The following is a 23980-nucleotide window of genomic DNA, read 5'->3' as shown; positions in this document are numbered from 1 at the left end:
GAGAGCACGGGAGAAGAAAAGGCTCCTACGTGCCGGTGGCCGCTAGGCGGCCGAGGACAGCCCCGCCGTCAGATGACGGGGCGACACAGGCAGGTGGCCACGCGGCACAGGTCGACCGCGCGCCGTTTGGTGAGGAGCGTCCCCATGAGCAGGGAGCCTACCAGCCGGGCGCGTGGACACCAGGGGGCCGACCAGCATCCGGGACGTGCCCGGGCGGGCACCCGCCCCGCGCGCCCGGCCGCGCCGGGCACGCGGGAAGGGACGCCTGCGGTTGGCCTCGGGCGGCGAGCCGCCGGCGCCCGGGACCACCGTCGGGCGGGGCCCGGGATCAGCCGGTGGCGGAGTTGATCGGCACGTTCCTGGCGTCCGCGGTGACGGCCAGCCCCTCGGGCAGCGGCCGGACCTCCCGGACGGCGAGCTGGAACGGCAGCTCGGGCAGGGGCACGTCGATGGAGATGCCGCGGGCGTAGTTGTTCAGCAGCGTCCGGGCCAGCGGCTGGTTCGGCAGGCCGTCGGCGTTCAGGTCGTTGAAGCGCAGCGCCACCTGCCCCTCCTTGCCGACGGTGATGTCGGCCGTGCCGGTCACGGTGAGGCGCTGGCCGAGGATGTCGATCGGGGCGGTGACGGCCAGTCGGCCGTTCTGCTCGCCGAGGGTCAGCCCCGGCCGGTCGAGCAGCTTGGCGAGGCTGTCGTAGCTGATGGTGCCCGTCCCGTCGACCGTCTCGGCGACCACGTCGCCCTGGCCGGAACGGATGGTGTCGAGCGAGGCGCGCACGTTGCGGGCGTCCACGTCGAGCTTCGGCAGCGCGACCGCGTCGCCCCGCACCGAGCCCTGCACGTCGCGCAGCGCGATGGAGATGCGCTCGTAGCGGCCGTCGAGCACCTGGGTGAGGAACGGGACGCCGCCGACCTCCACCTCGGGCGGCGAGGACTGCGCGCCCTGCTTGGCGATCTCCTGGCGGACCTGGTCGGCGATGGCCCGCTCGGCCACCCCGACGGCGACCCGGTCGGCCACCACGATCAGGCCGCCCAGGACCAGCAGCAGCACGACGAGGGTGATGAGCACCTTGCGCCCGCGTCGCCGGGGCCGCTCCTCGTACGGGTCGTCGTGCGCCACGCCGCCTCCTGTCGTCAGTGTCGAGGGTGCCGCGAAGCGGCCCACCGGTGGTACCCGAACCGCGAAATCCTCAATCGCCGCTTCAGAGAACGAGCTTGCACATGGCGTACGCGGCCGGCGCGGCCAGGGCGAAGCCGCCGAGCGGCCCCTGCATGTGCCGGGCCACCCACATGGTCGGCGGCTCCCCGGCCATCAGCCGACCCGCCTCGGCGTAGCCGACGGCCAGGTCTGCCAGCACGGCGGCGACCGCCGCCACCAGCCCGATGATGGCGGCCCGGGTGGGGGTGAAGGGCGTCACGAGGTAGCTGCCGAGAAGGGCGCTGACCAGCGTGCCGACCATGGCGCCGGCGACCACGCCGGCCGCGCCCCGGGGCACCTGGGGGGCCAGCCGTGGCCACGGTGCCACCGCGTCGGTCAGCCGGGCGACGGTCAGCGCGACCGCGCTGGCGGTGAGGCACACCGTGATGGCCTGGGTGCCCGCCGGGATCCGGCTGAGCACGATCAGGGTGGCGAAGGCGACGACGCCGACCACGATCAGCAGGGTGCTGCCGAGCGAGTCGGTCACCCGCACCCGGTCGACCCGCCGCACGAGCTGGCCGAGCACCCCGAGGGCGAAGCCGCCCGCCGCGACGTAGCCCAGCGGGGCCAGGCCGGCGACGTCGGCCTGCACGGCCGCGGTGTCGGCCGCGACCGCGGCGCCGACGCTGACGGCGGCCACCAGCAGCAGCGCGGGCGGCCGCATGGCCATCGTCCAGGCGAGCACGAAGAGCAGTTGCACGCCGAAGATGACGAACGCGAAGGGCAGCCGGTGCCCCGGGCCGGAGGTCTGCGCCCCGAGCACCAGCCCCACCCCGAGCAGGGCGGCGAACCCGGCGACGGTCAGGGCGAGCGGGCGGCGCACCTCGACCGGCTCGATCGGCTCCTCGTCCGGTTCGTCGTCCGGCTCGTCGTCGGGCCGGCGGGCCGGCTCGCCGGGCCGCCGGGCGCGGCGCGGTCCGCCGCGCTCCCGGCGCTCACCGTCGTCGTCGGGGGCCGGCCCGGTGCGCGGCGCCGGCGGCTGGCCACGGGAGGGCCCGGGGCGGGGGCCGTCGGGCCACTGGTCGCGGCCGGTCTCGGGCGAGCTGGAGGGAAACACACCCCGATCGTGCCAGACCCGCCGGCCCGCGCGGGGACCACGGTTTCGGCAACGTTAAAACCTGTGGCGCGATCACGGGCAAGCCGGGCAAACGGGAAATGACGCAGAGGTCCGGCCGAGGCGATCAGTTACGCTCAAGCCGCTACCCGCCCGTCAGCGACGCCGGGACCCACGCAAGTTCATCAGCGTCACACCCCGCCACGGAGTGCGCTGGTCGCGCGCGGCCGACGGCCGCCGGGACGGAGGTGATCGTGGAGATCCTGCTGCTGGTGACCGCACGCGCAGGCGAACCGTCCGCAGTGTTGCCGGCGCTCGACCTGCTGCCGCACTCGGTCCGTACCGCGCCCCGCGACGTCCGCACCCTGGTCGCCGGCCCCAGTCCGGACGCGGTGCTGGTCGACGCCCGCTCCGAGCTGAGCGAGGCCCGGGCCACCTGCCGGATGCTGCACGCCACCGGCCTCGGGGTGCCGCTGGTCGCGGTGGTCACCGAGGCCGGCCTGATCGCGCTCAACGCCGACTGGGGCGTCGACGACGTCATCCTCGCCGCCGCCGGCCCGGCCGAGGTGGAGGCCCGGCTGCGGCTCGCCGTCGGGCGGCTGAGCAACGCCACCTCCGGGGCGGGCGGCTCGATCCGCGCCGGCGAGCTGACGATCGACCCGGACACCTACGCCGCGAAGCTCAAGGGCCGCCCGCTCGACCTCACCTACAAGGAGTTCGAGCTGCTGAAGTTCCTGGCCCAGCACCCGGGCCGGGTGTTCACCCGCGACCAGCTCCTGCGCGAGGTGTGGGGCTACGACTACTTCGGCGGCACCCGCACGGTGGACGTGCACGTCCGGCGGCTGCGGGCCAAGCTCGGCTCCGAGTACGAGTCGATGATCGGCACGGTGCGGCAGGTGGGTTACAAGTTCGTCGTACCGCCCTCGCGCTCGCTGCCGGAGAGCGAGCACGCGCCCCTGCCGGTCTGACTTCCCCGCTCCTTCGGGGACTGTTCCGCATATGCCCTTTTTGCGCATCTCGTCGGTTCTATTCTGACTGCCGGGTTTGCGACTTACAAGGGGGCGGCGGGGTGCGCATCGACCACGGGGGCGGCGGCGGATCGGCACGGACGGGCCAACTCTTCCGGGACGCCCCGGCGGCGCGCACCATCGGTCTCGTCGCGGTGGTGGTCGCCGCGCTGCTCGGCTCCGCGTACGCCCTCGGGCGCAGCCTGGTCCCCGACCCGCCGACGTCCCGGTCCAGCGTGACCACCAGCGCCACCGGCCCGCACTACGCCGACCAGCCCCCGGCGGACGACGCCCCCCGCCGCACGCCGCAGGGCACCCCGGACACCAGCCCGGCGGAGGCGGGCCAGGACGGCGGAGCCGGCCCCGACGCGCCGCCGCCGTCGTCGGGCCCGACGGACGGGCCGTTCGGCACGCAGACCACCAGCGGCACCGCGCTGGTCGCGCTGACCTTCGACGACGGGCCGGACCCGCAGTACACCCCGCAGGTGCTCGCCCTGCTCCGCGAGCACCAGGTGCGGGCCACCTTCTGCGTGGTCGGCGAGAACGCGCAGCGCCACCCGGACCTGATCCGGGCCATCGCGGCCGACGGCCACACCCTGTGCAACCACAGCTGGAACCACGACGTCACCCTCGGCCGACGATCGCCCGCCGCCATCCGGACGGACCTGCTGCGCACCAGCGACGCGATCCGGGCGGCCGTGCCCGACGCGCCGATCGCGTACTACCGGCAGCCCGGCGGCGCCTGGACGGGGCAGGTGGTGTCGGTGGCCCAGGAGCTCGGCATGACGCCGCTGCACTGGACGGTGGACCCCTCGGACTGGGCGGCGCCGGGCGCCGGGCGGATCGCGGCGACGGTCGTCGCGGGAGTCGTACCCGGATCGATCGTGCTGCTGCACGACGCCGGCGGCGACCGACAGGGCACCGTGGACGCGTTGCGCCGCATCCTGCCGGAGCTGACCAGCAGGTTCGAGGTGGAGGCGCTGCCCGACGGGGTGACGTGAGCCGGCCACGCGGACGTTCGTGCGGCGGCGGGGCCGGGGACGATCGCCGGGAGCGCCCCGCGAGCGGCCCGAGCCCGGCGGCGCCACGGGCCGCCCCGACTACGGTGATCCCATGAGCAATCCCGAAGCGAGCAGCGGCCGGGTGACCCGGGCCGAACGCCTCAGCCCCACGGAGATCGCCGACGTGACGACCCTCGCCCGGGCCGCCGGCGACACGGACGGGGCGGACCCGTTCGACGAGCACGTCCTGCTGCGCCTCCGCGACCCGGACGCGCCGGCGGTGCACCTGACCGCCCGGGCGGACGACGGCACGCTGGCCGGCTACGCGCACCTGGACACCACCGACGCGGCCACCGGGGTCGGCGTCGAGCTGGTGGTGCACCCGGCCCACCGGCGGCGCGGCACGGGGCGGGCGCTGGCCCGGGGCGTCCTGGCGGCGGCCGACGGCCCGCTGCGGGTCTGGGCGCACGGCGACCACCCCTCGGCCGCCGCGCTCGCCGTCGACCTGGGGCTGCGCCGGGCCCGGGTGCTCTGGCAGCTGCGCCGGCCGCTGACCGCCCCGATCCCGGAGCACCCGCTGCCGGACGGGGTGACGCTGCGCGCGTTCTGGCCCGGCGCCGACGACGAGGAATGGCTGGCGCTCAACGCGCGGGCCTTCGCCGAGCACCCCGAGCAGGGTCGTTGGTCCCCCGCCGACCTGCGCGTACGCCTCGACGAGCCGTGGTTCGACCCGGAGGGCTTCCTGCTCGCCGTCGACGGGGCGACCGGCCGGCTGCTCGGCTTCCACTGGACGAAGGTCCACGAGCGACCCGGCTCGGCCCGCATCGGCGAGGTCTACGTCCTCGGGGTGGACCCGTCGGCGCACCGCGGCGGGCTGGGCCGGGCGCTGACCGCGGCCGGCCTGGCGTACCTGCGGGACCGGCGGGACCTGGACCGGGTCATGCTCTACGTCGACGAGTCCAACACCGCCGCGGTCGCGCTCTACGAGCGGCTCGGCTTCGCCCGCTGGTCGGCGCACGTGAACTACCAGTCGGCCTGACGTCCGCAGGGTCCGGGCCGCGGCGGCCCGGGCCCTCGCGTGCCACCTCGGAGCGCGTCACGCACCGCTCCGCGCACGCCCACCCGGGCCCGGCCCCGGCTCGCACCGCCCGCAGGGTCACCGTCGGTGACGGCGGCGCGCCCGCGAGATGGCGTCCTACCAGGAAAATCCGCATACTTCCGACAGTGGCAGCCGAGTTCACTTAACGGACAACCCGCCCTCAGCGAGCGGTCATCTGCACTGCCGCACCTGTTCACTCCCCGTTCACTTCCGACCGGCGAACCGGCTACCTGGCGCTCCTAACTTTTGGATCAGCCGGTCAGCGCCGGCACCCCGGGCCCCAATCCGGGTGCGAAGTCAGACGTGAAGGGAAACCCCTCAGGTGAAGCTCCAGCGGCACGGCACTCTCGCCTGCCTCGCTCTTACCGCGACGCTCGCTCTCAGCGCATGCGGCTCGGACAACAACGAGCCCGCGAGCAGCGCCTCCGCCTCCGGGTCGGCCGCCGCCGCCGACTGCGCCACCGGCACGCTGAACGCCCAGGGCTCGTCGGCGCAGAAGAACGCGATGGACGAGTGGATCAAGGCGTACCAGCAGAAGTGCTCCGGTGCCAAGATCAACTATGAGCCGTCCGGCTCGGGCGCCGGCATCCAGGCCTTCATCGCCGGCACCGCCGACTTCGCCGGCTCGGACTCCGCCCTCAAGGAGGAGGAGCAGCCGCAGGCCAACGCCAAGTGCGTCGGCGGCGCGGCCATCAACCTGCCGATGGTGATCGGCCCGGTCGCCATCGCCTACAACGTCAACGGCGTGGACAACCTCCAGCTCAAGCCGGCCACCCTGGCGAAGATCTTCGCCGGCAAGGTGACCAAGTGGGACGACCCGGCGATCAAGGCCGACAACCCCGACGCCAAGCTGCCGTCGACCGCCATCAACGCGGTGCACCGCTCGGACTCGTCCGGCACCACCGACAACTTCACCGACTTCCTCACCAAGACCGCCGCGGCCGACTGGACCTTCGGCAAGGCCAAGGAGTGGAAGGCCCCGGGCGGCACCGGCGCGGCGAAGTCCGACGGCGTGGCCAGCGCCATCAAGAACCAGGACGGCACCATCGGCTACGTCGAGTGGTCGTACGCCGAGAACGGTGGCCTGAAGACCGCCAAGGTCGGCAACGGCGCGGGCGAGTTCGCCGAACTGACCGCCGAGTCGGCCGGCAAGACCATCGCCGGCGCCGAGGTGGTCGGCCAGGGCGACGACCTGAAGATGAAGATCGACTACAACACCAAGGAGGCCGGGGCCTACCCGATCGTCCTGGTGACCTACGAGATCGTCTGCTCCAAGGGCCTCGCCGCCGACAAGCTCCCGCTGGTCAAGGGCTTCCTCGGCCACGCCGCCAGCCCCGCGGGCCAGGCCGACCTGACCGAGCTGGGCTACGCCCCGCTGCCCGAGTCGGTCCGCACCAAGGTCGAGGCCGCGGTCAAGAACCTCGCCTGAGCCGTCCGCATCGACACCGTCACCACCACCTCAACGCGAAGCGAGCGAGCAGATGGGTGAAACCCCTCACCGCTCGGCCCACGCCGGCACCGGCGGGACGCGCGTGACCGAAGGTCACGACCGGCCCGCCGGTGCCTCGGCGCGTCTGGCCGAGGCACCAGTCAGCACCCGTACCCCGGGCGGAGCCGGCTTGGGCGGCGGCGGCGCGCTGCCCCGGGCCCGGGCGTTCGGCGCCGAACGGGCCTTCCGCGCCCTCACCCTCGCCGCCGGCACCGCCGTCCTGGTCGTCATCGCGGCGATCGCGGTCTTCCTGGTCGCCAAGGCGGTACCGGCGCTGCGGGCCAACACCGAGAGCTTCTGGACCTTCGAGGGCTGGTTCCCCAACGACGCGGACCCGAAGTTCGGCATCGGGGCGCTCGCCTTCGGCACCGTGCTCAGCTCCGCGCTGGCCCTGCTCATCGCGGTCCCGGTGGCCCTGGGCATCGCGCTCTACCTGTCCCACTACGCGCCGCGCCGGCTCGGCACCACGCTGGGCTTCCTGATCGACCTGCTGGCCGCGGTGCCGAGCGTCGTCTTCGGCCTCTGGGGCCGCGACGTCTTCATCAACCCGGTACGGGACTTCTCCGCCTGGCTGAACACGTACTTCGGCTGGATCCCGATCTTCGGCGGCGACGGCCCCTTCGGGAAGTCCATCATGCTGGGCGCGCTGGTCCTGGCGATCATGGTGCTGCCGATCATCACCTCGCTCTCCCGCGAGGTGTTCACGCAGACCCCGACCGCCAACGAGGAGGCCGCCCTCGCCCTCGGCGCCACCCGCTGGGAGATGATCCGCACCGCCGTGCTGCCGTACGGCCGGCCCGGCATCGTCGCCGCGGTGATGCTCGGCCTGGGCCGGGCGCTCGGCGAGACCATCGCCCTGGCGATGACCCTCGGCATCACCTTCAACATCTCGTTCAACCTGATCGAGAGCGGCGGCAACACCATCGCCGCCAACATCGCCAACACGTTCGGCGAGGCGAACGACACGGGTCGGGGCGCGCTGATCGCCTCGGGCCTCGTGCTCTTCGCCATCACGCTGATCGTCAACATCACGGCACGGGCGATCATCCACCGCCGCCGGGAGTTCACGGAGTCGGCCGCATGACCACTACTGTCCCGTCGCACCGGACCCGTCCGCCCGCACAGCCGCCCACCCTCAAGGCCCGCCGGCTGCCGAAGTACGCCGCGCCGGCCATCGCGGCAGCCGCCCTGCTGGTCGCCGCCGTGTTCGCGTACGGCACCGGCACCGGCGGTCCCGTGCTGGTCGTGGTGCTCGGCGCGCTGCTCTACCTGGCTGGCCTGTTCGCCGCCGCCAACCGCGTCGAGGGACGGCGGTCGGCCCGCAACCGCACCTGGAGCGCGCTGATCCACTCGGCGTTCGTACTGGCCGTCCTGCCGCTGGCGTCGGTGGTCTGGACCCTGGTCAGCAAGGGCGCCGAGCGGCTGGACGCCGACTTCTTCCTCACCTCGATGAACAACATCGGCGCGCGGGACCCGAACGGCGGCGCGTACCACGCGATCGTCGGCACGCTCCAGCAGGTCGGCATCGCCGCCCTGATCACCGTCCCGCTCGGCATCCTCTGCGCGATCTACATCGTCGAGTACGGCCGCGGCCGGTTCGCCTTCACCATCCGGTTCTTCGTGGACGTGATGACGGGCATCCCGTCGATCGTCGCCGGCCTGTTCGTGCTGGCGTTCTGGGTGCTGATCGTCTCGCCGTGGTTCAACGACGGGCGGCCCAGCTTCTCCGGCTTCGCCGCCGCGCTCGCCCTGAGCGTGCTGATGCTGCCCACCGTGGTCCGCTCCACCGAGGAGATGCTGCGTCTCGTCCCGGCGCCGCTGCGCGAGGGGGCGTACGCCCTCGGCGTGCCGAAGTGGAAGACCATCCTGCGGGTCGTGCTGCCGACCGCGCTGCCGGGCATCGTCACCGGCGTCATGCTCGCCATCGCCCGCGCGGCCGGCGAGACCGCCCCGGTGCTGCTCGTCGCCGGCGGCGGCGCGGCGATCAACTTCAACCCGTTCGAGAACAACCAGTCGTCGCTGGCCCTCTTCGTCTACCAGCAGGCCGGTGACGCGTCCCGGTACGCGCCGGCGCGGGCGTGGACGGCGGCACTCACCCTGGTCGCCCTCGTGCTGATCCTGACCGTCGCGGCGAAGCTGCTGGCCCGTCGCAACCGGCTCGGCCGATGAACCCCGGAGGTACCACCACCATGGCCAAGCGCATCGAAGCCTCGAACGTCACCGCCTACTACGGCGCCTTCAAGGCCATCGAGAACATCAACCTGACGGTCGAGCCGAAGACGGTGACCGCCCTGATCGGCCCGTCCGGCTGCGGCAAGTCCACCTTCCTGCGGTCGATCAACCGGATGCACGAGGTGCTCCCCGGCGCCCGGGTCGAAGGCAGCCTCACCATCGACGACCAGGACATCTACGACCGGGACGTGGACGTCACCGCCGTCCGGCGCATGATCGGCATGGTCTTCCAGCGGCCGAACCCGTTCCCCACCATGAGCATCTTCGAGAACGTGGTGGCCGGGCTGCGGCTCAACGGGGTCCGCAGGAAGTCGATCCTGGAGGAGGCGGCCGAGAAGGCGCTGCGCTCGGCCAACCTCTGGGACGAGGTCAAGGACCGGCTCGCCAAGCCCGGCGCCGGCCTCTCCGGCGGTCAGCAGCAGCGGCTCTGCATCGCCCGGACCATCGCCGTCGAGCCGCAGGTGGTGCTGATGGACGAGCCCTGCTCGGCGCTCGACCCGATCTCCACGCTGGCCATCGAGGACCTGATGTTCCAGCTCAAGGACAAGTTCACCATCATCATCGTCACGCACAACATGCAGCAGGCCGCCCGCGTCTCGGACCGGACCGCCTTCTTCTCGATCGAGAAGACCGGCGACCCGGGCCGCCTCATCGAGTACGACAACACGCAGAAGATCTTCAGCAACCCCGGCGTGAAGAAGACCGAGGACTACATCACCGGCCGCTTCGGCTGACGCACGTCGAGCGGGCCTCCCCGCCGCGCTCGCACCGGCCCGCTGCGGAGACCTTGGCGGAAGACGGCCCTTCCGGGGGCCGCCTTCCGCCAAGATTCGCATCGGTGCGGGTCAGGCCAGCACGAAGCGGGGCTCGCCGTCGTCGGGCTCGTCGAGCCGGGGCGTGACCGGGGTGGCCGCGTCCCGGGTCGCCGCCGCGCGGGCGACACCGGCCAGGTCGCCGCCGGCCGCCACCTGGGACAGGCTCACCAGGGTGGGCGGGAGCATGGTCAGCTCGCCCGCCTCCGCCCGGGACAGCGCGTCCGCCGGGCGGACCCACAGGGTGTGGTCGGCCTCGCCGGAGACGTCCCGGGTCCGCTGCCCCTCCGGCAGCAGGGCCACGAAGAAGTACGTGTCGAAGCGGCGCGGCTCGAACTCCGGCGTGATCCACCGGCTCCACGGCAGCAGCAGGTCGGACCGGAGGGTGAGCCCGCGCCGGGCGAGCAGGTCGGCGAAGCCGCCCCGGCGCTGCTCCAGCGCCACCCGGTCGGCCTCCCAGTCGTCACCGCTCACGTCGCCGACCACGGTCTGCGCGTCCGGGCCGGCGAGCAGGACCCCGGCCTCCTCGAAGACCTCCCGGGCGGCGGCGCAGACGACCGCCTGGGCGGCCTCGGGGGTCAGCCCCAGGCGCTCACCCCACCCGGCCGGCGTCGGGCCGGCCCAGTCCAGGTGCGCCTGCGAGTCCGAGGGGTCGACCCCGCCGCCGGGGAAGGCGTACATCCCGCCGAACGCCATCGCGGCGACCCGCCGGATCAGGTAGACCTCGAAGCCGTCGCCGGCCGGACGGAGCAGCAGCACGGTGGCCGCGACCCGGGGCGCCGCCGGGGTGCCGCCCTCGGCGCGGAACCGGCGGGCGTGCGCCACGAGCGCCGGGGGTGCGGGGAAGCCGTCGGCGTCGATCGTCATGCGCCGAGCCTAGTTCCCGACGGGTGGATCGCCCGTGCCGCCGTCCGGTGATCTTCGCTAGCGTGGCCGGCATGACTCGATGGGGCATCCTGGCCACCGGCCACATCGCCGCCCGTTTCGCCGAGGACCTGCGGCTGGTGCCCGGCGCCGAGCTCGCGGCGGTCGGCTCGCGTACCGCCGAGAGCGCGCAGCGGTTCGCGGCCCGGCACGGCGTGCCGCGGGCGTACGCCTCCTGGGCGGAACTCGCCGCGGACGACGAGCTGGACGTCGTCTACGTCGCCACCCCGCACGCCGCGCACCACGAGGCGGCCATGACCTGCCTCGCGGCCGGCCGGGCAGTGCTGCTGGAGAAGCCGTTCACCCTCGACCTGGCGACCAGCGTCGAGCTGGTCGACACCGCCCGCGCGGCCGGGGTCTTCCTCATGGAGGCCATGTGGATGCGGACCAACCCGCTCGTACGCCGGCTCTGTGACCTGGTCGCGGACGGCGCGATCGGCACGGTGACCGGCGTGCGGGCCGACTTCGGGGTGGCCGGGCCGTTCCCGCCGGAGCACCGGATGCGGGCCCGCACGCTCGGCGGCGGCGCCCTGCTCGACCTCGGCGTCTACCCGGTCAGCCTGGCCCACCTGCTGCTCGGCGTGCCCGACCACGTCCGGTCCTGGGCGAAGCTCAGCCCGGAGGGGGTGGACGAGAACACCGGCATCGTCCTGGGCTACGACTCGGGCGCCGTCGCCACGCTGAGCTGCGGCATGGTCGGGGCCACCGCGCTGGACGCCTCGATCACCGGCACCACCGGCCGGATCGACCTGCCCGAGCCGTTCTTCCGCCCCGGCTCCGCGATGCTGCACCGGGCCGGCGCCGAGCCGGAGACGATCACCGACGAGCTGGTCGGCGGCGGCTACCAGTACGAGGCCGCCGAGGTCCAGCGGTGCCTCGCCGAGGGCCTGCTGGAGAGCCCGCTGGTCCCCCACGCCACCACGCTGGAGGTGATGGCGCTGCTGGACGGGATCCGCGCCCAGATCGGCGTCGACTACTCCTGACGGGGAAGGGGCACCTCGCCCACGAGGTGCCCCTTCCCCGCGCCTCAGCTGAACAGGGGCCGGACCAGGAAGTACATCAGGGCGCCGATCGAGCCGGCGGCCGGGAAGGTCAGGATCCACGCGCCGACGATGTTGCCGGCCACGCCCCACCGGACGGCGGAGAGCCGCTTGGTGGCGCCGACGCCCATGATCGCCGAGGTGATCGTGTGGGTCGTCGAGATCGGCGCGCCGAGGACCAGCGCGTTGAAGTAGAGCACGCCGCTGGCCACGGTCTCGGCGGCGAAGCCCTCCGGCGGCCGGAGGTCGATGATCTTCCGGCCCAGGGTCCGGATGATCCGCCAGCCACCGGCGTACGTGCCGGCGGCCAGCACGGCCGCCGACGTCCAGAACGCCCACTCGGGGATGAAGCTGGGGTCGTCCTGGTAGCCGCCGACGTAGAGCGCGAGCACCACGATGCCGATGGTCTTGGCGGCGTCCTGCATGCCGTGGCCGACCGACATGGCGGCGGCGGACGCCGTCTGCGCCCAGCGGAAGCCCCGGTTGAGCCGGCCCGGGTGCCCCTTCCGGAAGATCCACTGCACGGCGATCATGACGATGTAGCCGAGCAGGAAGCCGACCATCGGGGAGAGGACCATCGGGATGATCACGCTCTCCCCGATGCCGGTCCAGAGCACCGTGCCGGACGCGGCGACGGTCGAGCCGACCAGGCCGCCGATCAGCGCGTGCGACGAGGACGACGGCAGGCCGAAGTACCAGGTCACCAGGTTCCACACGATGGCGCCGATGACGCCCGCGAAGACGATGCCGAGGCTGGCTGTGCCGGTGGGCAGCTTCACCAGGCCGCTGCCGACGGTCTTGGCCACCTCGGCGCCGAAGTGGGCGCCGATGAAGTTGCCGACCGCCGCCATGGCCAGGGCCACCCGGGGTGTGAGCGCCCGTGTGGAGATGCTGGTCGCGATCGCGTTGGCAGCGTCGTGGAAGCCGTTGGTGTAGTCGAACGCCAGGGCCACCGCGATCACCGCCAGCACGGCGATGAGTTCGGGACTCACAGGATCAGGACTCCTTGACCGCGATGGTCTCGACGGTGTTCGCCACGTGCTCGAAGGCGTCGCAGGCGGCCTCCAGCTCGTCGGCGACCTCCTTCATCTTCAGCACGGTCAGGGCGTCGTACTCGCCGGAGAAGAGGCGGACCAGCAGCATCCGGTACACCTGGTCGCCGTCGTTCTCCAGCCGGTTGCACTCGATCCAGTAGTCCTCGAGGTCCTTCATCGACTTCAGGCGCGGCATCGCGTCGGCGGTCAGCTTCGCCTGGGCGTCCAGGACGTTGACCATCTCGTGCATCTCGCGGGGCAGCGAGGGAAGCTTGGTCAGGCCGTAGAGGTAGAGCAGGTTGCCGACCGCTTCGAGGTGGTCCATCACGTCGTCCAGCAGCGACCCGAGCCGGTAGATGTCCTCCCGGTCGAACGGCGTGATGAAGGTCGAGTTGATCTTCTTGTACAACTCGTGGGTGATCTGGTCGCTGTCGTGCTCCACCTCGGTGAGCCGCTCGCTGACCGACTGCACCTCCACCCCCGGCAGGGCCAGCTCGTTGAGCAGCTCGGTGCCCTTCACCAGGTTCTGTGCGGCCCTGGTGAAGAGCTCGTAGAAGGCGCCCTCGTTCGGGCGGAAGGAAAACTTCACAGCACGGACCTCGTCGTGTCGGTGGAAGGGTGGCGGCCGCCCGGAGGGTGCCCGCCTGGGAATGCTAGGAAACGACGAAAGCGGAGATTCGGCGGCCTCCCCCTGGTCAGACCGCATTCACCAGTCGTTCACCCGCCGTTCACCTACGACGTTCTCTCCGATCCCAGCAGCCGCTCCCGTTCGCGCCGGACGTCGAAACCGGCAGGCGGATACCCGAGATCGAGGGTGTCGAACGTCTCGCGGAGCAGGTGCGCGACGGCCCAGTCGCGGTACCACTTGCGGTCCGCCGGCACCACGTACCAGGGCGCGGCGTCCGTGCCGCACCGGCTCAGGGCTTCGGCGTACGCGGCCTGGTAGTCGTCCCAGCGGGCCCGGGCGTCGACGTCCGACGGATCGTACTTCCAGTGCTTGCGCGGCTCGTCCAGCCGCTCCAGCAGCCGCCGGCCCTGCTCCGCGTACGAGATGTGCAGCAGCACCTTCACCATGGTCACCCCGGCGTCGGCCTGCTCCCGCTCGAAGGCGTTGATCTCGTCGTACCTGGCCTGCCAGATCGACTCGGGCACCAGCGACTCGACGCGCGCCACGAGGACGTCCTCGTAGTGCGACCGGTTGAAGACACCGACGTACCCGGGCGGCGGCAGCGCCCGCCGGATCCGCCACAGGAAGTCGTGCTGCAACTCCTCGGCCGTGGGCGGACCGAACGAGCGCACGTGCAGGCCCAGCGGATTCATCGCGCCGGCCACCCGCTTGATGGTGCCGTCCTTGCCCCCGCAGTCCATCGCCTGGAGCACCAGCAGCACCCGACGCCCGCCGGTCACACCGGCCCGGTCGGCGCCGCCAGCCGCAGCCGCCCCCTCGCCGCCGCCGGCCGACCCGTCCACGCCGGCAGCCGCGCCGACAGGTCGAGCCGACTGCCGGGCCGTGGCGTCGGCGAAGAGCATCTCCTGCCGCCTGCCCAGTTCCGCGCCGATCAGCGTGACCTGGCCACGGGTCCACTCCTTGCGCTGCGGGCCGGTCACCTCCTGCCCGGGCAGCCCGGGCGTCGACCGGGGATCGACCGCCGCGAGATCGACCGCCCCGCCGGGCGCCACCCGGAGCAACTCCCGCATCGTCCCTCCGACCGGCCCCACGACACTGCTGGACCGGCCCACGGCCTCGCGGCCCACGCCGCCTCCCTCATCCGCTCGCATCCCCGGATCATCACCCACATCCCCGCAGCCCGCCCGCCCCGCCCGGCGATCATGCACTTCCGGTGGGCGGAACACGCCGGCTCGTCCATTTCGCGGGGCACCACGACTGCATGATCGACGGCAGTCTTGGGGGGTGGGTGGCGGGGCGGGAGAATCGCGGGCGGGGCGGTACGCGCCCCGGCAGTGGAGCGGGGGCGGCGTGCGGGAGATGGTGACGGAGTTCGAGGCCGAGCGGGGGCGGCTGCTGGGCGTGGCGCACCGGATGTTGGGCAGCCGCAGCGAGGCCGAGGACGCCGTACAGGAGACGTGGCTGCGGTACGCCAGCGCGCTCGCCGACCCGGCGGCCCGCGCCGAGATCCGGCACCTCGGCGCCTGGCTGACCACCACCTGCGCCCGGATCTGCCTGGACGTGCTCCGCTCGGCGCGGGTACGGCGGGAGGCGTACCCCGGCCAGTGGCTGCCGGAGCCGGTCGTGACGCCGCTCGACCAGGGCCCGCGCCCCGACGGCTTCGCGCCCGACCCCGCGGAGCGGGCGGTCCGCGCCGATCAGGTCGGCACCGCCCTGCTGGTGGTGCTGGAACGCCTCGCACCGGAGCAGCGGGTGGCCTTCGTGCTGCACGACGTCTTCGCCGTGCCGTTCTCCCAGATCGCCGAGGTGCTCGGCACGACCGACGCCGCCGCCCGCCAGCTCGCCTCCCGGGCCCGCCGGGCGGTGCACGCGCCCGACGCGCCCCGGCACACCGCCGACGCGGTCGAGCAGCGTCACGTGCTCGCCGCCTTCGTGGCCGCCGTCGAGTCGGGCGACCTTGCCGCGCTGGTACGGGTGCTCGCCCCGGACGTGGTCGCCATCGGCGACAGCGGCGGCCACTTCCCGGCGGCCCGGCGGCCGGTGCTCGGTGCCGACGCGGTGGCCCGCTTCCTCCTGGGCCTGTTCGGGCGTGCCGGGCGCTACGGCGGGACGCTGCGCGCCCGTCGGGTGCTCGTCGACGGCGTCGAGGGCCTGCACCTGGAGACCCGGCACTCGGACGGACGGCCGCTGCGGGTGGTGGCCGCCCTCACGGTGGACGAGGGCCGGGTCACCGGGGTCTTCCACCAGCTGAATCCGGAGAAGCTGGGCGACCTGCCGCCGCTGACGGAGGAGGACGGCTGGCCGCCACGCTGGTGACACCCGGCGGTTTCCCCGCCGCGGCGGGCCGCGCGCCGCCAGATCCGTCGCCACCGGCGGTTCCGCCGCCGCTGTCGGTCGCGCGCCGGTAGGCCGGCCGCGCCGACGGTCAGACCACCAGGGCCAGCCACTTGCGGTACGACGTGGCGAACGGCTCGGCGCCGTCGCCCAGTGCGTCGAGGAGCCACCGGGCCGCCGCCTCGGCCTGCGTCACCACGTCGTCGGGGTAGCCGAAGCGGGCCCGGTGCTCGGCGAACTCGTCCTCGTCGCGCAACTCCACCAGCCCGGTGGTCCGGCGACGCACCACGTCGAGGTCGAGGTCGATGAGGTGGACGGTGTCGTCGTTCTCCCAGCGGGCGGGGCTGGCGATGTCGCAGTAGACCTCGCTGGTGCGCGGCGGGGGGTTGAACATGCCGGTCCACCAGGCGTGGTGCGGCACCAGGAGGACGAACGGGATCTGCTCCACCGACGGCCGGCCATGGTAGACGGACTTCGTGCCCTCGGTCACGCCGAGCCAGACGCCGAGGTCGTCCTCGGCGAGTCGGCGGGCCGGGTAGTCACGGTGGGCGCTGCCGTCGTACTTGCGGTAGATCACGCGGACCACGTCGCTCGGCATGAATCGCACCCTAACCGATACCGCCCATCCGTCGCCGTACGGAAGTAACCGGATGCGGTCGACGGGAGACCGTACCGTGACGACGCCACGCCCGGATCGGCGCGGCCGGTGTCGGGGACGGCGGGTACCGTCGCACGGTGACTCCGCGCCTCGCCACCGGTTCCGCCGCCCCCTCGCCCCGCACCGGCGGCCGACGGCGGGGCGCCCGGCCGAGCGGGGTCGAACTGCTCGCCGCCGCGGTCGGCGCGGTGCCGGGCGGCGCGGCGCGGCCCGGCCAGCAGCAGATGGCGACGGCCATCGAGGAGTGCGTGCAGGCGCGGGAGCACCTGCTGGTGCAGGCCGGCACGGGCACCGGCAAGTCACTGGCCTACCTGACGCCCGCGCTGACGGTGGACGGTCCGGTGGTGGTCTCCACGGCCACCCTGGCGTTGCAGTCCCAACTGGTCGATCACGATCTGCCCCGGCTCGCCGACGCCGTGGAGCCGGTGCTCGGCCGGCGGCCCACCTTCGCGGTGCTGAAGGGTCGGCACCACTACCTCTGCCTGGCCCGGCTGGACAACTCCACGGAGGACGAGCCGGAGGACACGCTCTTCGACGCCCCGGCCGCGCGCCCCGGCGGCGGCACCAAGTGGCTCGGCGAGGCGGGACGGCTCGGCAAGCAGGTCCAGCGGCTGCGCGACTGGGCGGAGAAGACCGACACCGGCGACCGGGACGAACTGGACCCGGGCGTCGACGACCAGGCCTGGCGGCTGGTCTCCATGCCGGCCCGGGAGTGCGTCGGCGCGTCCCGCTGCCCGTTCGGCGCGGAGTGCTTCGCCGAGGCGTCGCGGGCCCGCGCGCGGGAGGCGGACATCGTGGTCACCAACCACAGCCTGCTCGCGGTGGACATGCTCGCCGGCCGGCACATCGTGCCCCCGCACAAGCTGCTCATCGTCGACGAGGCGCACGAGCTGGCCGACCGGGTCTCCTCGGCGGCGCAGGCCGAGCTGGTGCCGGAGCTGATCGACCGCTCAGCGAAGCGGGCCCGCCCGCTGCTGCGGCCGGACGTCGCCGAGTCACTGACCGCAGCCGGCGACGCCCTGGCGGTCGGGCTGGCCGAGGCGCCGGCCGGGCGGATCACCTCGGGGCTGCCGTCCGTGCTGCGCGAGGCGTGCACCCTGCTGGACGCGGCCACCCGGGCGGCGCTCGACGCGATCGGCGAGGTCAAGTCCGACGACCCGGACCCGGTGCGCAAGCAGCAGGCCAAGGCGGTGCTCGACGAGCTCTCCGCCACCGCGCAGCGGCTGCTGGAGGAGGCCGACCACGACGTCGCCTGGGTGGAGAAGAACGACAACACCGGTCGCCGGGCACTGGTGGTCGCGCCGCTCTCGGTCGCCGGCACGCTCGCCACCCACCTGTACGACGAGCGCACGGTGGTCGCCACCTCGGCGACACTGACGCTGGGCGGCCGGTTCGACACGGTGGCCCGGGCGCTGGGCCTGGAGGCGCCCCCGGCCGACCCGCCGTCACCGGCCGCCGCCGCCCTGGCCGCCCGCTCCGCCGGGCGCACCGGCGCCGCCGCACCGGCACGAGACACCGGACCGTCCGAAGGCGGCACCGTGCAGGACGGCACCGCACAGGGTGGCACGGCCGCAGGCGCGGCGGGGGCACCGGCGACCTCGGGGCCGGGCTGGCGTTCCCTCGACGTCGGCTCGCCGTTCGACTACCCCCGTCAGGGCATCCTCTACGTCGCCGCGCACCTGCCCCGACCCAGCGTCTCCGGGCTGCCCGACGCGGCCGGCGAGGAACTGCTCACGCTGGTCACCGCGCTCGGCGGGCGTACGCTCGGCCTCTTCTCCTCCCGGCGGGCCGCGCAGCAGGCGGCGGAGCTGCTGCGCGCGCGGACCGACCTGCCGGTCCTGCTCCAGGGCGAGGAGGCGCTGCCGCTGCTGGTACGCCGGTTCCGGGAGGAGAAGTCGAGCTGCCTGTTCGGGGTGATGTCGCTCTGGCAGGGGGTCGACGTGCCGGGCGACTCCTGCCAGCTGGTGGTCATCGACCGGCTGCCCTTCCCCCGGCCGGACGAGCCGCTGGCGGCGGCGCGGGCCGCCGCGGTGGACGCCGGCGGCGGGTCGGGTTTCGCGGCGGTCAGCGTGCCGATCGCCGCGATCCGGCTGGCCCAGGGCGTGGGTCGGTTGATCCGGTCGACGGGCGACAAGGGCGTGGTGGCGGTGCTCGACTCGCGCCTGGAGACCGCCCGGGGCTACGGGGCGTTCCTGCGGCGGTCGCTGCCGCCGTTCTGGTACACCACCCGGCCGGAGGTCGCCCGCGGCGCCCTCGAACGCCTCGCCAAGTCCTGACCCTCCGGTCAGGGCGCCTGGGAGGCGACGACGACGGCGTCGGGCGGGGTGTCCGGGACGGTACGGGCGGCGAGCCGGCGCACGGCCGTGTTGAGCACGGCGATCAGCGGCACCGACACCAGCGCGCCGGTGATCCCGGCGAGGACCACGCCGGCCGCGATGCCGATGATGACCGCGAGCGGGTGGATGGCCACCGCCCGGCCCATGATCAGCGGCTGGAGGAGGTGTCCCTCCACCTGCTGCACCCCGATCACCGCGCCGAGGATGATCAGCGCCGTCACCGGGCCGCTGTCGACCAGCGCGACCAGGACCGCGACGACGCCCGACAGGGTCGCTCCGACGATCGGGATGAACGCCCCGAGGAAGACCAGGGCGGCGAGCGGGAAGGCGAACGGGATGTCGAAGATGACGAGGAAGATGCCGATGCCGACCGCGTCGATGAAGGCGACCAGCACGGTCGCCCGGACGTAGGCGACAAGCGTCGCCCAGGACGCCCGCCCGGCGTCGTCGACCTTCCAGCGGGCGGCCACCGGCAGCAGCCGGACCAGGAAGCGCCAGATCTTGTTGCCGTCGCGCAGGAAGAAGAAGGTGGCGAAGAGCACCAGCAGCGTGCCGGTCAGCACCTCAGCCAGCGTGGCGGCCGTGGAGAGGGCGCCGCTGGTGAACCTCTCGGTGTTGTTGTTGATCCACTTCTGGCCCTCGTCGATGTAGTTGTCGAGCTGGCCGTCGGAGAGGTGCAGCGGCCCGGTCTTCAGCCAGTCCTGGATCTGCCGGACGCCCTCGGAGGACTTCTTGCTCAGCTCCGGCACGCCCTGGATGAACTCGTTCACCACCAGGGTCAGCGTGCCGATCACCGCGGCCAGGCCGCCCACCAGCACCACCGCCGTCGCCATGGACCGCGGGAAGCGCGCCCGCAGCAGCCAGCCGACCGCCGGCGCGAGCAGCGCCGAGAGCAGCAGTGCGACGGCCAGCGGGATGACCACGATCCGGACGGTGCCGACGATCTTCAACAGCGCCCAGGCGACGACGCCGATCACGATCAGCCGCCAGGACCACGCGGCGGCGATCCGCAACGCGTGCGGCACGTCCGCGTCGTCCCGGCTGGAGGTGGAGTTGTGCATGGCACCGGGCGGCGGGGCGCCGACCACGGTCGCGGACGGCGCAGCCGCCGGTCCGGGGGACGTCGGCGAGGCCACGCCGGCCGGTTCGGGAGCGTCGGCCGGGTCCGCGCGGCGGGCGCGCGCCGACTGCCGGCCCGACTCGTACGCGCGACGGAGCCGTCCGCGTAACTGCTCGAAGCGGCTCAAGCGCACCTCCTGGCAAGAGAACCTGTCCGCCCATGCCGATGGGCGGACAGGATACGTCCGACGACGCCACCGTAGGGCAGGTCCGCCACACATTGCCCCCCGGCCCCCGGCGCGTAACCGCCCACGGCCGGCCGACCGGGACACGGTAGCGTTTCCGGCGTGACCGCCGACCAGAATCTCGACTCCGGGCTGCCGATCCGCCTGCTGCACGACCGCGTGCTGGTGCGGATGGAGGGCAGCGAGGGTGAGCGACGCTCGACCGCCGGCATCGTGATCCCGGCGACCGCCGCCGTGGGCAAGCGCCTGGCCTGGGCCACCGCCGTGGGGGTGGGGCCGAACGTGCGCGCCATCGTCTCGGGCGACCGGGTCCTCTTCGATCCCGACGACCGCTCCGAGGTCGAGTTGCACGGCCGCGGGTACGTGCTGCTGCGCGAGCGCGACGTGCACGCCGTGGCCGCCGAGCGGGTGGAGAACGACTCCACCGGCCTCTACCTCTGATCCCGTCCCCGCCCCACCCGCCCGGATGAGGGCGTCGGTGCCGTTTGCGTCGCTCCCGGCCGGGAAGCCAGCCGCACCACCGGCCCTGGGGAGGGACGATGCCGGTACTCGTGAAGAAGATTCTGCTCTGGGGGAGCGTCGCGTTCCTGATCTACTTCATGGCCTTCCGGCCGGAGGGCGCGGCGGAGATGTTCAAGGCGATCGGGGCGGGACTGATGGCGATGGCGCAGGGCCTCGGTGACTTCCTCACCAGCCTGATGACCTGACGACCGGGGCCGGCCCGAGCGGGGCGGCCCCGGTCGCGGATCCGGGGTCCCCCGGCGTCCGCGTCAGTGGTGACCGGGGTGCCACGGCGCCGGTGGCTGCTGGCCGTACCAGCCGGGCGGGCCGAAGCCGGCCGGGTGCACCGGGGGCGGCGGCGGGACGAGCACCACCGGGATCGGCACGACGGGCTCGTCCGGCGCCTCGACCGAACGCTGCGTGCCGTCCGGGAAGCGCAGGTGGTAGCGCTGCCCGTCCCAGATCCCCACCGGCACCTGCGGGTCCCGGCCCACGAAGAACGACCGGTACGCGCCGATCGCCTCCAGCAGCTCCCGTTCCTCCCGCGCGGTCCGCTCCCGGTCGGCCGGGTGCCGGTCCAGGCCGCGCAGCGCGCCGTCGCGCAGCAGCGCCAGCCGGGTCGCCGCGAACTGGTAGCCGCGCATCGCCTTCAACCCGCCGTCGCCGGCCACCCGCTTGGCCCACACCCGGGCCGCGTGCCGCCGTCCCAGGCTGCTCAGCGCCGCCACCTCCGGCGGGGTGAGCCATCCCGCCCGGACGTAGTCGGGCAGGGTCCGCTCGGTGAGCCGCCCCTCCCAGGCCCGTAGCCAGACGGCGAGCCCGACCATGCCGAAGAAGACCGGCACCATCACGCCGATGAAGCCGTACAGCATGATCAGCGTCTCGCCGGTGGCCTGGGTGAGCGTCGGCAGCAGGTTCCAGAGCCCGTGCAGCATCATCGCCAGGAGCAGGCCGGCGAGCGGCGCGAGCACCCGCACCCACCGGTCGGCGGCGCGCGCGGCGATGCCCAGCCCCACCCCGGTCATCGAGGTGAACAGCGGGTGGGCGAAGCCGAAGAGCAGGATCCGGACGATGAAGATGGCGATGACCTGCTGGGTGCCGGTCGCCGGCCCGTACCGCTCCACGCCGCTGGCGTAGCCGTAGCCGCCCAGGTAGAGGATGTTCTCCACCATCGCGAACCCGACCGCGGAGAGCCCGCAGTAGACCAGGGCGTCGGTGATCCCGGAGATCTCCCGGCGGCGGAAGATCAGCAGCAGGATCGGCCCGAGGGCCTTGGTCAGCTCCTCGATGAAGGGCGCCACCAGCACCGCGGTCAGCGCGGTCGGCAGCCCCCAGTCCTCGAACAGCCCGGCCGAGAACTCGTTGACGGTCAGCGAGGCCGCGGTGGAGACGAACGCGCCCCAGGCGAAGCAGAAGATCAGGTACTTGAGGGGTTCGGGCTCGTAACGGTCCAGCCAGAGGAAACAGCCCACCAGCACCGGAACCGGGAGGATCGCGGCGACCACGCCGATCAGCAGCGCCTCGACGCCCAGGTTCTCCCCCAGCGTGAAGACCATGAACAGCGCGCACGCCGCGATGAACAGGACGGTGCCGGCCAGCACCAGGGCCCGACGCCACCCCAGCCGACGCAGCGGCATCCGGGGCCCGGCCCCGCCGGGCGGCGGGACGGCGGGCGCGGTCGGCGACGGCAGGGACGCGCCGGGCGGGGTGTCGGCCATGCGGTCAGCGTAGCCATCCCCGGCCGGCTGGTCCGGTCGCATCGACCCGGCTATGCTGCCGGCAGGTCACGAGCGCCAGCGTCAAGCCCCGGCTTGCTGGCCGGCAACCCTCGTCGAGTTCGCGGTGGGGTGCCCCGGGTGATGACCGGGCCCGGCCCGATCCGCGCGCCGGGCAAGCGCGGACCCCGCCCGTGTGCGCCCACCCGGGGTCCTGGACCCCGGAGGTCGGCCGTGACCGTCACCCTCGTACCCCCGCCCGCGCCGCAGCCGCCCGCCGTCGCCGGCCCGCTCGACGTGCTCGGCGTACCCGGGCAGGTGAACCTCGACTACGCGGCCACCGCGCCCTGCGCGCGGGCCGCGGCCGACGCGGTGGCCGAGCTGCTGCCCTGGTACGCCAGCGTGCACCGCGGCGCCGGGGCGCTGTCGCGGCGCTGCACCCTCGCCTACGAGCGCGCCCGGCAGACGGTCGGCGACTTTCTCGGCGCCCGCGCCGGCGACCACGTGGTCTTCACCCGCAACACCACGGACGCGCTGAACCTGCTGGCCCGGGCGCTGCCCGCCGGCACGACGGTGGTCACCTTCGGCGGGGAGCACCACGCCAACCTGCTGCCCTGGCCGCGCGGTTCGGTGCGGCTGCCGGTGCCCGGGGAGCCCGCCGGGGCGGTACGCGCGCTCGACGCCGCGCTCGGCGAGCTGCGCAGGCCGGACGCCGCCGGCCACCGGCCCACCCGCCCCGGTGCCGGACACGGGCCGCCCGTGCTGGTGGCGGTGACCGCCGCCAGCAACATGACCGGCGAGCGCTGGCCGGTGGCCGAGCTGGCCCGGGTGGCCCGGCGGCACGGGGCCCGGATCGCGGTGGACGCCGCGCAGCTCGCCCCGCACGTGCCGGTCGACGTCGCCGACCTCGACGTCGACTACCTCGCGCTCTCCGGCCACAAGCTGTACGCGCCCTTCGGCGCGGGGGTGCTCGTCGGGCGGGCGGACTGGCTGGACGCCGCCCCGCCGTACCTGGCCGGCGGGGGCGCCACCAGCCACGTCGGGGCCACCACCCACGACGTACGGTGGGCGACCGGCCCGGCCCGGCACGAGGCGGGCACCCCGAACCTGCTCGGCGCGGTCGCCCTGGCGGCGGTCTGCGCCACCCTGGCCGACGCCGACCGGGTCGCCCTGCACGACGCCGAGCAGGCCCTGCTGACCCGGCTGCGCGAGGGCGTCGCGGCCCTGCCGCACGTGGTGGAGCTGCGCACGTTCGGGCCGGCGGCGCCCCGGGTGGGCATCGTGTCGTTCGTGGTGGCCGGGACTCGGCACAGGTGGCGGCGGAGCTGGCCGCGACGTACGACATCGGGGTGCGCGACGGCCTCTTCTGCGCCCACCCGCTGGCCCGGCGGCTGCTCGACGAGGCGGCCGCCCGCAGCGGCCGGCGGGACCTGCCGCCGACCGCCCTGCGGGCCAGCATCGGCCTGGGCAGCACGACCGGGCACGTGGACCGGCTGCTCGCCGCCCTCGCCGCGCTGGCCTGACGGGCCCGGGCGGCGGCCGGGCCGGCCCGGAAGCCCACTCCGCCCGCAGCGGCAGGCCGGGCGGCCGGGCCGGCGGGCGCGCGGGGCCGGCGGG

Annotated in this window: 21 protein-coding genes, 3 pseudogenes and 1 riboswitch; of the genes and pseudogenes, 14 read left to right on the top strand and 10 right to left on the bottom strand. The window is 73.9% G+C overall.

Features of this window, described 5'->3' with window-relative positions; all coding sequences use genetic code 11:
* Window positions 1–68 precede the first annotated feature (68 nt).
* From GA0070610_RS31750 to GA0070610_RS00430, 3 genes are all read right to left on the bottom strand, one after another.
* Window positions 69–146, bottom strand: a complete 78-nt coding sequence (locus GA0070610_RS31750; protein WP_311202345.1) for an Ms5788A family Cys-rich leader peptide — start codon at window positions 144–146, stop codon at window positions 69–71.
* 182 nt (window positions 147–328) lie between these two features.
* Entirely contained in the window at window positions 329–1117 is a 789-nt protein-coding gene (locus GA0070610_RS00435; protein WP_088998177.1) for an LmeA family phospholipid-binding protein, read from the bottom strand.
* Window positions 1118–1199: 82 nt separating this feature from the next.
* Window positions 1200–2252, bottom strand: a complete 1053-nt coding sequence (locus GA0070610_RS00430; RefSeq protein WP_088998176.1) for a hypothetical protein — start codon at window positions 2250–2252, stop codon at window positions 1200–1202.
* A gap of 245 nt (window positions 2253–2497) precedes the next feature.
* On the opposite strand from GA0070610_RS00430, the gene GA0070610_RS00425 reads away from it, so the two are divergent.
* From GA0070610_RS00425 to pstB, 7 genes are all read left to right on the top strand, one after another.
* Entirely contained in the window at window positions 2498–3217 is a 720-nt protein-coding gene (locus GA0070610_RS00425; RefSeq protein ID WP_197697787.1) for a winged helix-turn-helix transcriptional regulator, read from the top strand.
* 101 nt (window positions 3218–3318) lie between these two features.
* Window positions 3319–4257: a polysaccharide deacetylase family protein gene (locus GA0070610_RS00420; protein WP_435820191.1), complete on the top strand. Its 939-nt coding sequence runs from the start codon at window positions 3319–3321 to the stop codon at window positions 4255–4257.
* A gap of 112 nt (window positions 4258–4369) precedes the next feature.
* Complete coding sequence (gene mshD / locus GA0070610_RS00415; protein WP_088998175.1) at window positions 4370–5296, top strand: mycothiol synthase; 927 nt, start codon at window positions 4370–4372, stop codon at window positions 5294–5296.
* A 382-nt stretch (window positions 5297–5678) separates the two neighbouring features.
* The gene (gene pstS / locus GA0070610_RS00410; protein ID WP_088998174.1) at window positions 5679–6785 is read left to right on the top strand and encodes a phosphate ABC transporter substrate-binding protein PstS; all 1107 of its coding nucleotides are present in this window, start codon (window positions 5679–5681) and stop codon (window positions 6783–6785) included.
* A gap of 52 nt (window positions 6786–6837) precedes the next feature.
* The gene (pstC, locus tag GA0070610_RS00405; protein ID WP_088998173.1) at window positions 6838–7929 is read left to right on the top strand and encodes a phosphate ABC transporter permease subunit PstC; all 1092 of its coding nucleotides are present in this window, start codon (window positions 6838–6840) and stop codon (window positions 7927–7929) included.
* Window positions 7926–9014, top strand: a complete 1089-nt coding sequence (gene pstA, locus GA0070610_RS00400) for a phosphate ABC transporter permease PstA (protein WP_088998172.1) — start codon at window positions 7926–7928, stop codon at window positions 9012–9014. Before pstC ends, pstA begins: the two co-directional genes overlap by 4 nt.
* Window positions 9015–9034: 20 nt before the next feature.
* Window positions 9035–9811 carry a phosphate ABC transporter ATP-binding protein PstB gene (gene pstB / locus GA0070610_RS00395; protein WP_088998171.1) on the top strand — a complete coding sequence of 259 codons (777 nt, stop codon included), beginning with the start codon at window positions 9035–9037 and terminating at the stop codon, window positions 9809–9811.
* 111 nt (window positions 9812–9922) lie between these two features.
* Here the strand turns inward: pstB and GA0070610_RS00390 are convergent, their stop codons facing one another.
* A complete protein-coding gene (locus GA0070610_RS00390; RefSeq protein ID WP_088998170.1) occupies window positions 9923–10756 on the bottom strand; it encodes an NUDIX hydrolase in 834 nt (277 codons plus the stop codon).
* 71 nt (window positions 10757–10827) lie between these two features.
* On the opposite strand from GA0070610_RS00390, the gene GA0070610_RS00385 reads away from it, so the two are divergent.
* Window positions 10828–11796: a Gfo/Idh/MocA family protein gene (locus GA0070610_RS00385; protein WP_089003182.1), complete on the top strand. Its 969-nt coding sequence runs from the start codon at window positions 10828–10830 to the stop codon at window positions 11794–11796.
* A gap of 44 nt (window positions 11797–11840) precedes the next feature.
* On the opposite strand, the gene GA0070610_RS00380 is transcribed toward GA0070610_RS00385, so the two are convergent.
* The 3 genes from GA0070610_RS00380 to GA0070610_RS00370 form a co-directional block, all read right to left on the bottom strand.
* Window positions 11841–12845 (bottom strand): inorganic phosphate transporter, encoded by a 1005-nt coding sequence (locus tag GA0070610_RS00380; RefSeq protein ID WP_088998169.1) that lies wholly within the window; start codon window positions 12843–12845, stop codon window positions 11841–11843.
* A 4-nt stretch (window positions 12846–12849) separates the two neighbouring features.
* Window positions 12850–13476 (bottom strand): DUF47 domain-containing protein, encoded by a 627-nt coding sequence (locus GA0070610_RS00375; protein WP_088998168.1) that lies wholly within the window; start codon window positions 13474–13476, stop codon window positions 12850–12852.
* 143 nt (window positions 13477–13619) lie between these two features.
* Complete coding sequence (locus GA0070610_RS00370) at window positions 13620–14585, bottom strand: PPK2 family polyphosphate kinase (RefSeq protein ID WP_089003181.1); 966 nt, start codon at window positions 14583–14585, stop codon at window positions 13620–13622.
* Window positions 14586–14874: 289 nt separating this feature from the next.
* On the opposite strand from GA0070610_RS00370, the gene sigJ reads away from it, so the two are divergent.
* On the top strand, window positions 14875–15831 hold the full coding sequence (gene sigJ, locus GA0070610_RS00365) for an RNA polymerase sigma factor SigJ (protein WP_331716516.1): 957 nt from the start codon (window positions 14875–14877) through the stop codon (window positions 15829–15831).
* A gap of 109 nt (window positions 15832–15940) precedes the next feature.
* Here the strand turns inward: sigJ and GA0070610_RS00360 are convergent, their stop codons facing one another.
* A complete protein-coding gene (locus GA0070610_RS00360; protein ID WP_088998166.1) occupies window positions 15941–16447 on the bottom strand; it encodes a DUF402 domain-containing protein in 507 nt (168 codons plus the stop codon).
* Window positions 16448–16516: 69 nt separating this feature from the next.
* Between GA0070610_RS00360 and GA0070610_RS31855 the strand changes: the two are divergent.
* Together GA0070610_RS31855 and GA0070610_RS31850 are read left to right on the top strand one after the other, a co-directional pair.
* A pseudogene (locus GA0070610_RS31855) lies at window positions 16517–17937 on the top strand (ATP-dependent DNA helicase); the annotation flags it as partial.
* A gap of 150 nt (window positions 17938–18087) precedes the next feature.
* Window positions 18088–18783 (top strand): annotated as a pseudogene (locus tag GA0070610_RS31850) (ATP-dependent DNA helicase); the annotation flags it as partial.
* Window positions 18784–18791: 8 nt separating this feature from the next.
* On the opposite strand, the gene GA0070610_RS00350 reads toward GA0070610_RS31850, so the two are convergent.
* Window positions 18792–20096, bottom strand: coding sequence for an AI-2E family transporter (locus GA0070610_RS00350; RefSeq protein ID WP_231925861.1), 1305 nt, complete (start codon window positions 20094–20096; stop codon window positions 18792–18794).
* A 153-nt stretch (window positions 20097–20249) separates the two neighbouring features.
* On the opposite strand from GA0070610_RS00350, the gene GA0070610_RS00345 reads away from it, so the two are divergent.
* A complete protein-coding gene (locus GA0070610_RS00345; RefSeq protein WP_088998164.1) occupies window positions 20250–20588 on the top strand; it encodes a GroES family chaperonin in 339 nt (112 codons plus the stop codon).
* Window positions 20589–20686: 98 nt separating this feature from the next.
* Window positions 20687–20854 (top strand): hypothetical protein, encoded by a 168-nt coding sequence (locus tag GA0070610_RS30795; protein WP_165947924.1) that lies wholly within the window; start codon window positions 20687–20689, stop codon window positions 20852–20854.
* A gap of 63 nt (window positions 20855–20917) precedes the next feature.
* Here the strand turns inward: GA0070610_RS30795 and GA0070610_RS00340 are convergent, their stop codons facing one another.
* Window positions 20918–22408 carry a PrsW family intramembrane metalloprotease gene (locus GA0070610_RS00340; RefSeq protein WP_088998163.1) on the bottom strand — a complete coding sequence of 497 codons (1491 nt, stop codon included), beginning with the start codon at window positions 22406–22408 and terminating at the stop codon, window positions 20918–20920.
* 22 nt (window positions 22409–22430) lie between these two features.
* Window positions 22431–22551: riboswitch (SAM riboswitch) on the top strand.
* A 46-nt stretch (window positions 22552–22597) separates the two neighbouring features.
* On the opposite strand from GA0070610_RS00340, the pseudogene GA0070610_RS00335 reads away from it, so the two are divergent.
* Window positions 22598–23886, top strand: a pseudogene (locus GA0070610_RS00335) (aminotransferase class V-fold PLP-dependent enzyme).
* Window positions 23887–23980: the final 94 nt, after the last annotated feature.

The organism is Micromonospora echinofusca, from assembly GCF_900091445.1.
Taxonomy (GTDB): Bacteria; Actinomycetota; Actinomycetes; order Mycobacteriales; family Micromonosporaceae; genus Micromonospora; species Micromonospora echinofusca.
The sequence above is the reverse complement of the archived record's forward strand: the minus strand, read 5'-3'. Positions and strand labels throughout refer to the sequence as shown.